This window comes from Pseudoxanthomonas sacheonensis, from assembly GCF_010093305.1.
GTDB classification, from domain to species: Bacteria; Pseudomonadota; Gammaproteobacteria; order Xanthomonadales; family Xanthomonadaceae; genus Pseudoxanthomonas_A; species Pseudoxanthomonas_A sacheonensis.
Genome location: NZ_PDWS01000002.1, coordinates 295,135 through 309,430, shown reverse-complemented (window position 1 = coordinate 309,430; position 14,296 = coordinate 295,135). Strand labels below are relative to the sequence as shown.

Below are 14,296 nucleotides of genomic sequence, written 5' to 3'. Positions count from 1 at the left end.
CGATGATTGTTGTGCGCAGGATAATTGAACCGTCATTCCCGCGCAGGCGGGAACCCAGCGACTTGGCCTTGCGGCTATCAATGCGGGAAAAGATTCCCGCCTGCGCGGGAACGACGAGGTCATTTTTGTTGGCTGTTTTCCTTGGGTCGATTGCAATTACTGCAAGAGCACAAGAAAAACCCTACATCCTTGACGACTTCAGCAATCCCGCCACCTGGCGAGTGGTCACCTCCAACCAGGTCAGCGGCAGCCTGCGCACGGTCGAGGGAACGAAGGGGAAGGCCCTGTGCCTGGATTACGATTACAACGGCGTCTCCGGCTATGTCGGCATCCAGCGCGACCTGCCGTTGGAATACCCGCAGAACTATCGTTTCGATTTCCAACTGCGCGGCGATTCGCCGAAGAACGACCTGCAATTCAAAGTGACCGACGCCAGTGGCGACAATGTGTGGTGGGTGAACAAGCCCAGGTACGAGTACCCGCACCAATGGACCGGCGTGCGCTACCAGAAGCGGCATATCGACAAGGCCTGGGGCCCCAATCCCGACCGTGTCCTGCGCAAGAGCGCCAAACTTGAATTCACTATTTACAACAACGAAGGCGGCAAGGGCTCGGTCTGTTTCGACGAGTTGACCTTCACTGTACTGGCGCCGGAAGACCGTTCGCCGCTCGCTGCCACGGCCAGCGCATCAGTAGCCAATGGCAGTGGCGTGGGCGGCAATGCGGTGGATGGCGATCCGGAGACGGCCTGGTATGCGGACTTCGCTGCCGCGACGCAGCCGCGGCTGACCCTGGATCTGGGCAAGCAGCGCGAGTTCGGTGGCCTGAAACTGGTGTGGAAGCAAGACGAATCGGCCTCGGACTACCTGTTGCAGCTTTCCGACGACGGCACGCGTTGGCGCGACGTGCGCACCGTGGTGGGCGGCGACGGCGGCAGCGACTATCTGGCGCTTCCCGAATCCGAAGCGCGTTATTTGCGTTTGAGTGTGGCGGCCGGGCCTGGGAAATCGTTCGGGCTTGCCGAGGCGGTAATAGAACCGTTGCAGTTCGCTGCGACGCCCAACGATTTCATCAAGTCGGTCGCTGGCGAAAATCCGCGCGGCTGGTTTCCGCGCGGCTTCGTCGGCGAGCAGCCGTACTGGACCATCGTCGGCATCGACGGCGGCCACGAGCAGGGTCTGATCGGCGAAGACGGCGCCATCGAGCTGGGCAAGGGTGCGCCCAGCATCGCGCCCATGGTGCTGGTCGACGGCAAGCTGGTCACCTGGGCCGACGTAGAGTTGAGCCAATCCTTGCAGGACGGCTATCTGCCGATTCCCAGCGTCGACTGGAAGCATGCCGATTTCGGTTTGCGCGTGACCGCGTTCGCTGAAGGCAAGCCCGGCGATGCGAGACTGGTGGGACGCTACCGGCTGACGAACACCGGCAAGCGCACGCGCGACTACGTGCTGGCCTTGGCCGTGCAGCCCTGGCAGGTCAATCCGCCCAGCCAATTCCTCAATACCCCTGGTGGCGTCAGCGCGATCACCAAGCTGCAGCTGACCCCGACCCATCTCTGGATCAACGACGATACCGACCGGCCTGAAGCTCTCCAGCACAAGATCGTGCATGCCGTCGAGCCTGCCGATGCGATGCTGGCGACGCCCTTCGATGCAGGCATGATCGCCCAGCGTCTGCAGGCGGGTAGCGATTTCTGGGGCGCGAAAGACGCCAAGCTGGCCGCAACCGATGAGGATACGACGGGCTTGGCTTCCGGTGCGTTGCTGTACCGGATCAAGCTGGCGCCCGGGGAAAGCCGCGAGGTAGCGTGGCTGCTGCCGCTGGAAGGCGGCGTCGCCTACGACCACGTCGGCACCACCGGTTTCGATGCCAATACCGCCCAGGAACAAGTCGCTGCGCAGTGGCGCGAAAAACTGGACCAGGTGCGGATCGAGGTTTCCGCGCAAGGCCAGGCGCTGGCCGATACCCTGCGTACCGCCACCGCGCACATGCTGATTTCGCGTATCGGCCCGCGCCTGCAGCCGGGCACGCGTTCGTACGCGCGCAGCTGGATACGCGACGGGGCGATGATCTCCGAAGGCCTGTTGCGCATGGGCCGCGAAGAAGTCGTGCGCGACTACGTCGAATTCTATGCGCCGTACCAGTTCAAGGACGGCATGGTGCCGTGTTGCGTGGACGACCGCGGCAGCGACCCGGTACCGGAGAACGACAGCCATGGCGAACTGATCTACAACATCGCCGAGCTGTACCGCTACGACGGCGACAAGGCGTTCCTGGAAGAGATGTGGCCGCACGTACTGGGTGCGTACCAATACATGGAGAAGTTGCGCCTGAGCGAGCGCACCGAGGCCAATCGCGCGCTCAACCCGGCCTTCTACGGAATGATGCCGGTGTCGATCAGCCACGAAGGTTATTCGGCCAAGCCGGTGCATTCGTACTGGGACAATTTCTGGGCGCTGCGCGGCTACAAGGACGCGGTGGACGTGGCCCTTTGGCTGGGCAAGAACGAAGAGGCCAAGCGCTTCGCCGCTTCGCGCGACCAGTTCCATGAAGACCTGTACCTTTCTTTCCAGGCTGCGGTGCGGCAGCACGGCATCGACTTCCTGCCGGGCTCGGCGGAACTGGGCGATTTCGACGCCACCTCGACCACCATCGGTCTGGCCCCTGGCGGCGAGCAGGACAGGATGCCGAAGCAATTGCTGGATGCGACCTTCGAGCGTTATTGGAAAGAGTTCGAGAAGCGCAGCAACGGCACCCGCGAGTGGAAGGACTACACGCCCTACGAATGGCGCAATGTTTCGGCCTTCGTGCGTCTGGGCTGGCGCGAACGGGCGTGGGACGCGGTGCAGTTCTTCTTCAAGGACCGTGCGCCGCAGCCCTGGAACCAGTGGGCCGAGGTGGTCTCGCACACGCCGCGCAAACCGTTCTTCGTCGGCGATCTGCCGCATGCGTGGGTAGCGTCGGATTTCGTGCGCTCGGCACTGGACATGTTCGCTTATGCGCGCGAGTCGGACGACAGCATCGTGCTGGCGGCGGGCATCCCGACGGACTGGCTGGAAGGGAAGGGCATCGCGATACGCGACCTGCGCACGCCGGAGGGCAAGCTGGGTTATTCGCTGCGCCATGCGCGCGGCAAGCTGGAGCTGGAGATCAGTGCGGGCCTGAAGAAGCTGCCAGCGGGTGGCCTGATCCTGCCATGGCCGTATCCGGACGCTCCTGGGCGAACGACCGTCGACGGGCAGCTCGCGGAGTGGAAGGACGGCGAGTTGCGCGTGTTGAAGTTGCCCGCGCGCGTGATAGCCGAGACGCCCTAGAAGAATGTCGATTGCCGTAGGAGCGACGTAAGTCGCGAATACATCTTTTCCGGCAATCCTTCGCGACTTACGTCGCTCCTACGGCATTCCCGACTAGTCGGTGTTCCGGACTACAAGAAGCTCTGAACAGCGGACTACGCCCCACGTACCTCGGCGACGATGGCAGCGGCCTTCGCCGAACTGGCAGTAACCTTGTCCCATTCGCCGGCCTCGATCCAGTTCTTCGGCACCATCCACGAACCGCCGATGCAGACCACGTTGGGCTGCGAGAGGTAGTCGGCTGCGTTGTCTTCGGTAATGCCACCGGTGGGGCATATCTTCAGATCCGAAAGCGGGCCGGCCAGGCCTTTCAACATCGCCAGGCCGCCCACGGCACTGGCGGGGAACAGCTTGCACACGCGGAAACCGCGCGCCATCAGCGACAGCAGTTCGGTCGGCGTCGCCGCGCCGGGCACGACCGGAATAGGCGCCTTGGCCAGCGCGTCCGCCATCTCCGCGGGCGTGCCGGGCGTGACCAGGAAATCGGCGCCGGCGGCGATGGATTGCTCCATCTGTTCGACCGTCAGCACGGTGCCCGCGCCGATCACGATATCGGGCAGTTCCTTTTTCAGCATCGCCAGCGCTTCCATCGCTACCGGCGTGCGCAAGGTCAGTTCGATCGCCGGCAGGCCGCCCTTGAGCAGCGCTGCGGATACTTTGCGGGCTTCGTCCAGCGTGTGCACGGTGACCACGGGCAGGATGCCGGCGGCGCGGAGGAGTTGTTCGGCTTTTTGCTGGTGTTGGGCGATGGTCATGCGATTCTCTGGCTCCGGTAGTAGCCCCTCTCCCATCGGGAGAGGGGTTGGGGTGAGGGTACGGCGGAGTGAGGGTGGCGCAAACATCATGGACTTCGACGTACCCTCATCCGACGCTTCGCGCCACCTTCTCAGCTTTGCACACCCTTCGGGCGCCAATGGGAGAAGGGGAAAAAATCAAGCGTCCTTGTCTTCATGCGGCGCCGCAGCCGCAGCATGATCATGTCCCAACTCGTATTCCGCATCGTATTCCCAACCACCTTCAGGAGAAGGCGGACCACAGGAAATCGACAACGCCCCCTGATCGGCAGGCGTCACCAGATTGCGGCTCCAGGCGAACAGATTACGGCCAAGATCCTGCGCGGCCGGCGCGGTGTTGGGCGCATGACTGCGCGAGTTCCACTCGTCCGCATCGACCAGCACTTCCAGAGTGCCTGCCACCGCATCCAGCCGGATCATGTCGCCTTCGCGCAGCTTGCCGATCGGGCCGCCGCGCGCCGCTTCAGGAGTGAGGTGGATGGCGGCGGGAATCTTGCCCGAAGCGCCGGAAAGGCGGCCGTCGGTGACCAGCGCCACGCGCCGGCCCTGGTTCTGCAACAGACCCAGCAGCGGAGCCAGCGAATGCAGTTCCGGCATGCCGTTTGCGCGTGGACCCTGGTAGCGGACCACGGCGATGAAATCCTGCGGCAGTACGCCAGCGGCATGCAGCTTGTTGAGCGCGCGCGGATCGTCCAGCACTACCGCAGGCGCTTCGATGCGGTGGTATTCGGACTTCACCGCTGAGATCTTCATCAGCGAACGGCCCAGATTGCCGCGCAACAGACGCAGTCCGCCGTGCGGGTCGAAGGCATCGCTTACCGGCCGCACCACCGCTTCGTCCGCGCTCTTGGCAACGCCCGGCGTGTAGTCCAGCTTGCCGTCGGTCAGGCGGGGCTCGTCGCAGAAGGCGCGCATGCCGCCGGCAACGACAGTGGCGATATCGCCATGCATCAGGCCGGCGTCGATCAGTTCGCGGAACACGAACTGGGTGCCACCCGCCGCCGCGAAACGGTTAACGTCGGCATCGCCGTTGGGATACACGCGCGCCAGCAGCGGCACGATCTGGGAAAGCTCGTCCATGTCGTCCCAGGTCAGCATGACGCCGGCGGCACGCGCCACGGCGATCCAGTGGATGGTGTGGTTGGTGGAGCCGCCGGTGGCCATCAGCGCGACCATGGCGTTGACGATGGCGCGTTCGTCGATCAGATGACCGATAGGGCGGTAGTCGTTGCCAAGCGCGGTGATGCGTAGCGCCCTCTCGGTGGAAGCGCGGGTCAGCGCATCGCGTAGCGGCGTGCCCGGATTGACGAAGGAAGTGCCGGGAAGTTGCAGGCCCATCGCTTCGAGCAATACTTGGTTGGAATTTGCCGTACCGTAGAAAGTGCAGGTGCCTGCGGCATGGTAAGAAGCCGCTTCCACCTCCAGCAATTCTTCGCGGGTCGCCTCGCCGGCGGCGTAGCGCTCGCGGACTTCGGCTTTTTTCTTGTTGGGAATACCCGGCGTCATCGGACCGGCCGGCACGAACATCGCCGGCAAATGGCCGAAGGCGAGGGCGCCGATCAGCAGGCCCGGAACGATCTTGTCGCACACGCCCAGGTACAGCGCAGCGTCGAACATGTCGTGGCTCAGCGAGATGGCGGTCGCCTGGGCGATGTTGTCGCGCGAGAACAGCGACAGTTCCATGCCCGGCCGGCCTTGGGTGACGCCGTCGCACATCGCCGGCACACCGCCGGCGACCTGCGCGGTGGCGCCTAATTCGCGGGCAACCTGGCGCACGATCTCCGGGTAATGCTCGAACGGCTGATGCGCCGACAGCATGTCGTTGTAGGCGTTGATGATGCCCAGGTTGGGAGTGATGTCGGCGCGCAAGCGACCCTTGTCGGTCGTGCCCGAAGCGGCGAAGGCGTGCGCCAGGTTGCCGCAGCTCAGACGCGTGCGGTTGGGGCCTTCGCGGTGGGCGGCGTCGATGCCCGCCAAGTAGGCGCGCCGCGAATCGGCGCTGCGCTTGCGGATGCGTTCGGTGATTTCGTGGAGTCGTGGGTGCAGGGTCATGGCGAAAGGCTGGGTCCGCAGAAAAGGGCAGGGACAATCCGGCGAAGGCGGGTTGGGACTTTCCGCTAGCAGACCACAGCAATACCAATTATCGGAATGGGTCTGCGAGAGCGCTCCGCCCGATTGAGTTTAGCCGTTTAGGCGTTTCATTTCCTGGCTAATTTTAATGCCAGTGAAATACCACTTCGTTAGCCCTAATGCCCCCGGAAGGTTACTTCGCGCCGAAGCTTTCCACCGCAAAGGCGGCCGCACCCAGCAATCCGGGGCGCGGATGCACCACGGCCAGGGTAGGCACGCGCGACATGGCGGGCGAGAACCGGCCTTTATGCTCGAAGCGTTGGCGGAAACCGGAATGCTGCAGCGAGGACAACAGCTTGGGCACCAGGCCGCCGGTGAGGAATACGCCGTCCCAGGCGCCGGCGCTCAGCACCAGATCGCCAGCGATGGCGCCGAATACGGCGCAAAACACATCCAGCGTGCGCATGCAGCGCGGATCGCCGGCCGCGGCGCGCGCGGTGATGTCGGCCGGTTGCATCGGGCCAGGGTCTTCGCCAGCGATCTCGCTCAAGGCGCGATGCAGGTTGACCAGACCGGGGCCGCAGATCAGGCGTTCATTGGAAACGCGGCCGAACTGCGCCGAGAGTTTCTGAAGTATCTCGATCTCTTCCGGCGTGCCGGGCGGAAAGCTGACATGGCCGCCTTCGGTTTCCAGCGGATAGCGGCGGCCATCGCGCACGATAAGACCGCCCACGCCCAGTCCGGTGCCCGGGCCGATGACGGCGTAGGTCTTGTTCACCGACGCCGGCGCAGGTGACCAGCGCGCGCCGCCGATCGGCACCACGTCGGCCGGAGTGAGCAGCGACACCGCCATCGCCTGCGCGGCGAAATCGTTGACCAGCTTGATGTCGTCGAAGCGCAGCGCGGCGCGCGTACGCGAAAGCGAGATGACCCAGGGATGGTTGGTGATGCGGGCTTCGTCGCCGTCGACGCGGCCGGCGACGGCGAACACTCCGTTTTGCGCGGTCGCCCCGGTCTTGTCCAGGTAATGCTGCGCGGCATCGGCAAGCGAAGGGAAATCGGCGACAGCGAATTCCCCGACGCTATCGACGATCAGCGGCGTTTCCAGCGAGGTATCGGCCAGCGCGAAGCGCGCATTGGTGCCGCCGATGTCGGCGAGCAACACGCGTTCCGTAGAGGCGCGTTCCGTAGAAGCACGTTCTGCCGAAGCAGCAGGCGCGGCGGTCATGCGGAGTACTTCAGGTGATGGTTACAAAGAGTATTCCGCGGCATCCGACTCAGTCGTCCTCGTTGGCCAGCGCTGCGCCGTGAGTGGCGACAACTTTCGCATAATAGCGTGCGCTGTCCTTCGGTGTGCGGGTCTGGGTCTCGAAGTCCACGTGGACGATACCGAACCGTTTGGAGTAGCCCAGCGACCATTCCAGGTTGTCCAGCAACGACCACACGAAGTAGCCGCCGATGTCGCAACCGGCTTCGATGGCTGCGTGCACCGCGCGCAGATGCTGGCGCAAGTAGCTGAGCCGCAAGGGATCGCGGACGCGTCCGTTCTCGGATTTGGGCGGATCGAAGAAGGCCGCGCCATTCTCGGTGATGAAAACCTTGGGGTTGCCGTAGCGTTCCTTCACCCATACCAGCGTGTCGGTCAGTCCCTGCGGGAATACCTCCCAGCCGGTTTCTGTATACGTATGCTGCTTCTGCCGGACCGGCGCGACCTTCAGCGGCCAGTTCGTTTCGTCGTGCTTGGCCACGTTGCGGGTGTAGTAGTTGACGCCGATGAAATCCAGCGGCTGCTTGATCAGGTCCATGTCGTCCTGCGACCACTCCGGCCAGGCTTCGCCGAAGATCTCGCGCAGCTCTTCCGGATAGGTCCCGAAGAACGCCGGATCCAGGTACTGGCGATTCATGTAGGCCTCGGCGCGGCGGGTCGCGGCCAGGTCTTCGGCGCTGTCGCTGGCCGAATACTTGGGTTCGATATTCACCACCAGGCCGATTTCGTGCTTGCCGACTTCGCGGTACGCCTTCACCGCCGCGCCATGCGCGCGCATCAGGTTGTGCGAAGCGATGGGCGCTTCGAAACGGTTGCGGTGGCCCGGCGCCAGCGCGCCATGTAAGTAGCCGCCGTCGGTGACCACCCACGGTTCGTTGAGCGTGGCCCAGCGCTTGATGCGGCCGTCCAGGCGCTCGAACATCAGGCGGCCGTAATCGGCGAACCAGCCGGCGATGTCGCGGTTCAACCAGCCGCCCTGGTCGTCCAGCGCGGCGGGCAGGTCCCAGTGGAAGAGGGTGGCGACGGGCTGGATGTCGTTCTCCAGCAGGGTATCGACCAGGCGTTCGTAGAAGTCCACGCCTTTCTGGTTCACCCGGCCACGGCCTTCGGGCAGCACCCGGCTCCAGGAAATGCTGAAGCGGTAGGCCTGCATGCCCAGTTCTTTCATGATCGCGATGTCTTCGCGCCAGCGGTTGTAGTGGTCGCAGGCCACATCGCCGGTATCGTTGTTGAGCATGCGGCCCGGGGTGTGGGCGAAACGCTGCCAGATGCTGGGGCCGGCGCCATCGGCGAGCGGGGAGCCTTCGATCTGGTAGGCGGCGGTGGCGCTTCCCCAGACGAAATCGTCCGGGAACTGGTAAATATTCGACATGGCCCCTCCGGCGGTGTCGGTGGATGTATCTAAGATTCGGAGTATTGCGTTGTGAAAACGGTTACATGGCAGAATACCGCAAGCCTTCGATCAGCGGAACCGTTCTAGGGCAGAAATAAAGCCGATTGCATCCCGATTGCCGCAGCCGGCGAATACGGGCATGCCAGCAGTCACCGGGAGGGCCGGCGACCGTCAGTACTTCATCGCCGGAGAAATGATGGCCAGCGTTCAATTGGATAACGTCCGCAAGGTATACGAGAAAGGCCAGGTGGCCGTGCACGGGGCCAGTTTCAAGGTCGCCGATGGCGAACTGATGGTGCTGGTGGGGCCATCGGGCTGCGGCAAATCCACTTTGCTGCGGATGATCGCCGGGCTTGAGGAAATCACCGGAGGCACTCTTTCAATCGGCGGTCGCGTGGTCAACGAAGTGGCCCCGAAGGACCGGGACATCGCCATGGTGTTCCAGAGCTATGCGCTTTATCCGCACATGACCGTGGCCGAAAACCTCGCCTTCGGCCTGAAGCTGCGCAAGCACGACAAGGCCACCATCAAGAAACGGGTCGCCGCGGCGGCCGAAACCCTGGGGCTCACGCCGATGATGGACAAGCTGCCGGGGCAGATGTCCGGCGGCCAGCGCCAGCGCGTGGCGCTGGGCAGGGCGCTGGTGCGCGAGCCTTCGGTCTTCCTGCTCGACGAGCCGCTCTCCAACCTGGACGCCAAGCTGCGCCACTCGGTACGCACCGAGATCGCCCGCCTGCACCGGCAACTGGGCACCACCATGATCTACGTCACCCACGACCAGGTCGAAGCCATGACCCTGGGGCAGCGCATCGTGGTGATGAAGGACGGCGAGGTGCAGCAGATCGATACGCCGATGGCGTTGTATCTGAAACCGGCCAACCTGTTCGTGGCCACCTTCATCGGCAGTCCGAAAATGAACCTGCTGTGGGGCGAGCTGCAGCAGCGCGACGATGGCTTGCGTCTGGTCGTCGGCGAGGGCGTCGAACTGCCGTTGCGGCAGGCGGCCATGCAATCTGCGTTGCAGGCTTATGTAGGCAGGCAGTTGACCATAGGCTTGCGGCCGGAAGACATGCACCTGGGGTCGGCGGGCCCGGACAGTCTGCCGGCAAAGGTCGAAGTGGTGGAGCCGGTGGGCAACGAAGCCTTCCTCAATCTGGGCTGCGGCGGTTGCGATCTGGTGATCCGCCTGCCTCCTTATCACTTGCCCGCGGTGGGCGACCAGGTCCACCTGGGCTATGCGGCCGAACGCATGCATTTCTTCGATAGCGGAACCGGCCAGGCATTGTCGCCCTAGAGGCCGGACAGGTCGCGGCCTTTCACCCGTAGGTTGCGTCGCAGGTATTCGCGCAGCGGTTTGCCGGGCGGTTCCGGCGCCGCACCGCCCAGGCGGCGATGCAGGAATTCCTCCATCAGATAGAAATAGGCTTCTCGCGTGCGCGGGTCCTCCAGCTGGTGACGGCCTTCGGCATCGATGAAGAGGCTGAAATCCTTGCCTAGCGATTTCAGCTCGGCAGCGTAGTGGGTCACGCTGCGGATCGGCACGCGCTCATCGTCGGCGCCGGCCAGCAACAGCAGCGGACGCGACAGCTTGCCCGCGTTGGCGATAGGCGATTGCATCCGCAGACGCTCGGCTATGCTGGGGTCGGCGGGATCGAGCGACAACAGCCGCATCGTGGTGGACATCGGAATGCCGTCGGTGAACTGATCGGCCGAATGCGAATACCAGCGCAGCACCCAGCCAAAATCGGCGGGCGGCACGGCGGCGATGGCCACCTTGAACAATTCCGGCTGGAAGGTGGCCCCCTGCAGCGCGGAATAGCCCCCGAAGGAGGCGCCGTCGATACCCACGCGCGATGGATCGCCTATGCCTTGCGCCAGCAAAAAACGCACGCCTTCCACGATGTCCTGCTGGACGCGGCCATTGCCGAAATCGCCGCGCGCGGAAAAAAGATAGTCGCGGCCCAGGCCGGTGGAGCCGCGGAAATTGGGTTCGAAGACGATGTAACCGCGGTTGGCGAGCAACTGGCCGGTCGAACTGAATTCCGGGCGCGCCAGGTTGAACGGCCCGCCGTGCACATGCGCCATCAACGGCGCGTGCGCAGCGTCGATCCCCGGCGGCACCATCAGGAAGCCGTGCAGGCGCATGCCGTCGGAGGCGCGGTAGGCGAAGGCGATCCTGCGCGCCATCGCCGATTCGGGCGGCCGCGCGACGGTCTTTCCTGCGTGCCGGAAAGCGATGCCGTCCAGGATGTCGCGGAAACCGCCGGTGGCGGGGTCGTAGAGGTGGAACAGCGCGCCTTTCAGCGAGCCCGCGCGGTCCCGCACCAGCCATTGCGCATGCGCGCCGCTGCCAACCTCGATGCTGAGGTTGCGTGCCGGATAACGCCGCTCGATCGTTTCGACATGGCGACGGGCGACTGGCGTCAGCCCGTAGTTGGCGGCGACGGTGCTGCGGTAGCCGGCGATGAGAGGCTGTCCAGTGTCCGGTTCCAGCACCACTTCGTCCAGATCGGCTTCGCCCCGCGGATCGGCATGCAGCGTCGTCAGTTTTCCCTTGTAGTCCAGCAACGCCAGGCGCCGGAAACCGCTGCCGGTATCGGTGGACAGCAGGAGTTCCTGGCCGGCATGGAGGGTGGAGACGATACGGCAGCGATCCAGGCCTTCGCAGCGCATCGCCTGCTGCAACCGGTCGCCCTGCTTGCGGTAGATGACGTACTTGTCTTTCTCGGCCAGGGTCACGTACGCAAGGCGACCGTTGGGGCCGATAGCGAAATCGACGATGGGTCTGGCGTCTTCGTGCAGCAGAGACTGCCTGCCGTCAAGGCCGATGCGTAGCAATCGCCACTTGCGCGGCAGGCGCGACACCTTGGGCGGAATCTCCACGACCAGAGCCGCCGCGGGAAGAACCGGATCGGCGCCCTTGAAGACGCGTTGCCAGCGTCCGTCCAGCTTGGCGATGACGCCGGATCCCGATTGTCCGCCCGACGCAAGCACGGACAATTGCCGTGGCGACGACAGGAACAGCCAACGGCTGTCGCCCGACCAGCTCAACTGCGCCGATTCGGTGTCCGGCAACAGCTGTTTCGCCGCACCGCCCGCGGTCGGCAGCAACCACACTCCGCGATTGCTGCCTTCTTCGCGCAAATAGGCGACATGCCGGCCATCGGGCGAAAGCCATGCGCCCGGGACGCCGGCCTTGGCGAGGAACTGGTCGCGGTCCAGCTGCGGCGCGCGTGGCCGCGCGCGTTCGGCGGAAACGGCGGCGCGTAGAGCGGCCGTCTCATCCGAGAATGCGGATGATGCGGGCGATAGCGTGAGAACCGCGGCCGCGAGCGTGCACTGGATACTCTGCATCGAGGCAACGGCCACCCGCCCCCCGAAACTCTTCGGGAACTTCAACATGTTCTTCTCCTGCGAACCCGTGCAAGGACGGGCCGGAATGGGATCAGCGGTGGGTCATGCCGTAGCGGCCTGCGCCAGCGGCAGGTCCTCCAGCGCTTCGCGTTTGGGATGGATCAACCAGAGGCTCATCAAGGCGGGCAGGCCGACCGCTCCGCAAACCACGATCCAGGCGATGCGCGCCGGCATCGCAAGCGCGGTCTGGCGCGTTCGCCAGACTGCGCCCAGCAGCGAAAGCAGCATCAGCACGGCGGCGATCGTCCGGGCGCTGCGGGGCACTGCGGGGCGGTCGGTTTCCTCGTCCGGCAGGTAACCCGAGAACAGGCGGGCGATGGCCCTCTGCGCGGAATACAGTGCGGGCGAGGTGTACCAGTTCTGGTAACGCCAGGCGACCGGATAATCCATGACCAAATCGCGCCGCGCGACCTGGGCGACGTGGCCCTGCGTGTCCACTCTGATCAATTGCTGGAAAGGCAATGCGCCCTCGGCGTTGTAGGAACGGCGCGTGTAGGTGAAGGAACCCAGCCAGCCGTCCAGCAGTTCCATCAACTCGATGCGTATCAGGTCGCCCGGCTTGCCCGGCAGCGGAACGCGCTGACGCGGCGTCAGCACGCCATCGTCGTTCTTGAATTCCTCCAGGTCGTAGAAATACAGGCCGCGGTTGCTGAGCAGCGCCAGATCGTCGCCGACTTTTCCGTAACCGGTGACGACTTCGCCCGACGGCAGATGCGCGCGCGGCAGCATCGACTCGTCGTCTTCGTAGTACTGGTACACGGTGTCGGCGGTGAAAAAGACGCTGCCGGGACCGGACAGCGGAGGCGAGGGGAACGGCTGCTGCCCAGCGACGCCCAGCGTGCCCACCGGGCGCTTGTCCACCAGGCTGTAGCCGTGGAAACGCATGTCGTCGTGGCTGAACACCCAACGTACGCGGCGGGTCGTGTCGTCGAATTCCATCGGCGCCAGGTTGGTCAGTTCGTTGCGCACCGGCACCGCACGCAGATAGGACTCTATCCCGAACATCTCGGAAATGCCGGCCTGTTCGCGCCATAGCGGCGCTTGCGGATCTGCACTGTTTCTCAGCCCGGCGATCATCAGATCCTTGGCCTCGGCGTTTTCCGCTTCTTTCTCGCCACCCGGCAGCGGCACCGCCATGTTGTTGGGATGCGAACCCTGCGCTATCCAGACGAATTCCACTCCGAAACCCACCATCACCAGCGCGAACCACATCGCCATCTGCAGCGGCAGCGCGGTGACCGCGATGCCCGCAAGATTGCGTGGCGCCGCGTCCAGATCCGGTTTGAACGCGGTCAGGTTCATGGCCGCCAGGAACGCGAGCGCCATGCATTGCATCGCGATAGCGCCCATGCCCGTAGCCTTGCAGAAGACCAGCAACAGCACGAATACCAGTGCGCAGAAGCTGTAGCGTTTGTTGGCCAGCATGGCGTAACCGCCGGCCAGATAAGCGCACAGCGCCACCAGCCACCCCGACAGCGCCAGCAGCAAGTGGCGCGTATCGACCACGCGCGCGGTCATCGATTCCTGCCAGCCGGCCAGCACCAGCAACGGAAGCAGCACGGCGATCGCCAGCAACAGCGCGCCGGCGCCGTACAGAGCGGCGGCGATTCGCCAGGACGGCATGGGCCGATGCAGCAGGTTCAACCAGGTGTTGGGGCGCCGGTAGCCGCCCATCTGATAGAGCCCAAGCAGCAAGCCGGTCAATCCGTACAGACCGCCTATGACTTCGTAGACCAGCAGCGGTTGTTGCGCCATGTCGACCACGCGGCTCATGAAGCCGAGCAGGACCAACTGCAGCGCGGCATAGGCGATGGCCCAGCTGCGGAAACGCAGTAGTTCGGCCTTGAACAAATCCCACATGTTTCGATTCTCCGGGGTTGGCGCCGCGTCAGGCGGACGCGCTTGCAAGCGCCTGCGGCGCGGCGTGGTTCTTGGCCAGGAAGCTGTTGACAGCGCGATCCAGGCTCACTTGCATGCTTTGCACCGAACGTGCGCCGTGGGTGCG

8 protein-coding genes are annotated in these 14,296 nt (G+C 64.4%); 2 read left to right on the top strand and 6 right to left on the bottom strand.

Annotation, left to right across the window (positions count from 1 at the left end; all coding sequences use genetic code 11):
* The first annotated feature begins 80 nt into the window (after positions 1–80).
* Complete coding sequence (locus CSC73_RS03275) at positions 81–3,314, top strand: discoidin domain-containing protein (RefSeq protein ID WP_163838983.1); 3,234 nt, start codon at positions 81–83, stop codon at positions 3,312–3,314.
* A gap of 134 nt (positions 3,315–3,448) precedes the next feature.
* On the opposite strand, the gene CSC73_RS03270 is transcribed toward CSC73_RS03275, so the two are convergent.
* The 4 genes from CSC73_RS03270 to CSC73_RS03255 form a co-directional block, all read right to left on the bottom strand.
* The gene (locus tag CSC73_RS03270; RefSeq protein ID WP_163838982.1) at positions 3,449–4,108 is read right to left on the bottom strand and encodes a bifunctional 4-hydroxy-2-oxoglutarate aldolase/2-dehydro-3-deoxy-phosphogluconate aldolase; all 660 of its coding nucleotides are present in this window, start codon (positions 4,106–4,108) and stop codon (positions 3,449–3,451) included.
* 177 nt (positions 4,109–4,285) lie between these two features.
* Positions 4,286–6,199, bottom strand: coding sequence for a phosphogluconate dehydratase (gene edd / locus CSC73_RS03265; RefSeq protein WP_163838981.1), 1,914 nt, complete (start codon positions 6,197–6,199; stop codon positions 4,286–4,288).
* A 211-nt stretch (positions 6,200–6,410) separates the two neighbouring features.
* Positions 6,411–7,445 (bottom strand): glucokinase, encoded by a 1,035-nt coding sequence (glk, locus tag CSC73_RS03260; RefSeq protein ID WP_163838980.1) that lies wholly within the window; start codon positions 7,443–7,445, stop codon positions 6,411–6,413.
* Positions 7,446–7,494: 49 nt separating this feature from the next.
* Positions 7,495–8,856, bottom strand: a complete 1,362-nt coding sequence (locus CSC73_RS03255; protein WP_163838979.1) for a GH1 family beta-glucosidase — start codon at positions 8,854–8,856, stop codon at positions 7,495–7,497.
* A 217-nt stretch (positions 8,857–9,073) separates the two neighbouring features.
* Here CSC73_RS03255 and CSC73_RS03250 point away from each other — a divergent pair, with 217 nt between their 5' ends.
* Complete coding sequence (locus tag CSC73_RS03250; protein WP_163839073.1) at positions 9,074–10,171, top strand: ABC transporter ATP-binding protein; 1,098 nt, start codon at positions 9,074–9,076, stop codon at positions 10,169–10,171.
* Here CSC73_RS03250 and CSC73_RS03245 read toward each other — a convergent pair.
* A complete protein-coding gene (locus CSC73_RS03245) occupies positions 10,168–12,279 on the bottom strand; it encodes a S9 family peptidase (RefSeq protein WP_163838978.1) in 2,112 nt (703 codons plus the stop codon). The genes CSC73_RS03250 and CSC73_RS03245 overlap by 4 nt on opposite strands.
* Positions 12,280–12,333: 54 nt before the next feature.
* On the bottom strand, positions 12,334–14,151 hold the full coding sequence (locus CSC73_RS03240) for a hypothetical protein (protein WP_163838977.1): 1,818 nt from the start codon (positions 14,149–14,151) through the stop codon (positions 12,334–12,336).
* Between the last annotated feature and the right edge of the window lie 145 nt (positions 14,152–14,296).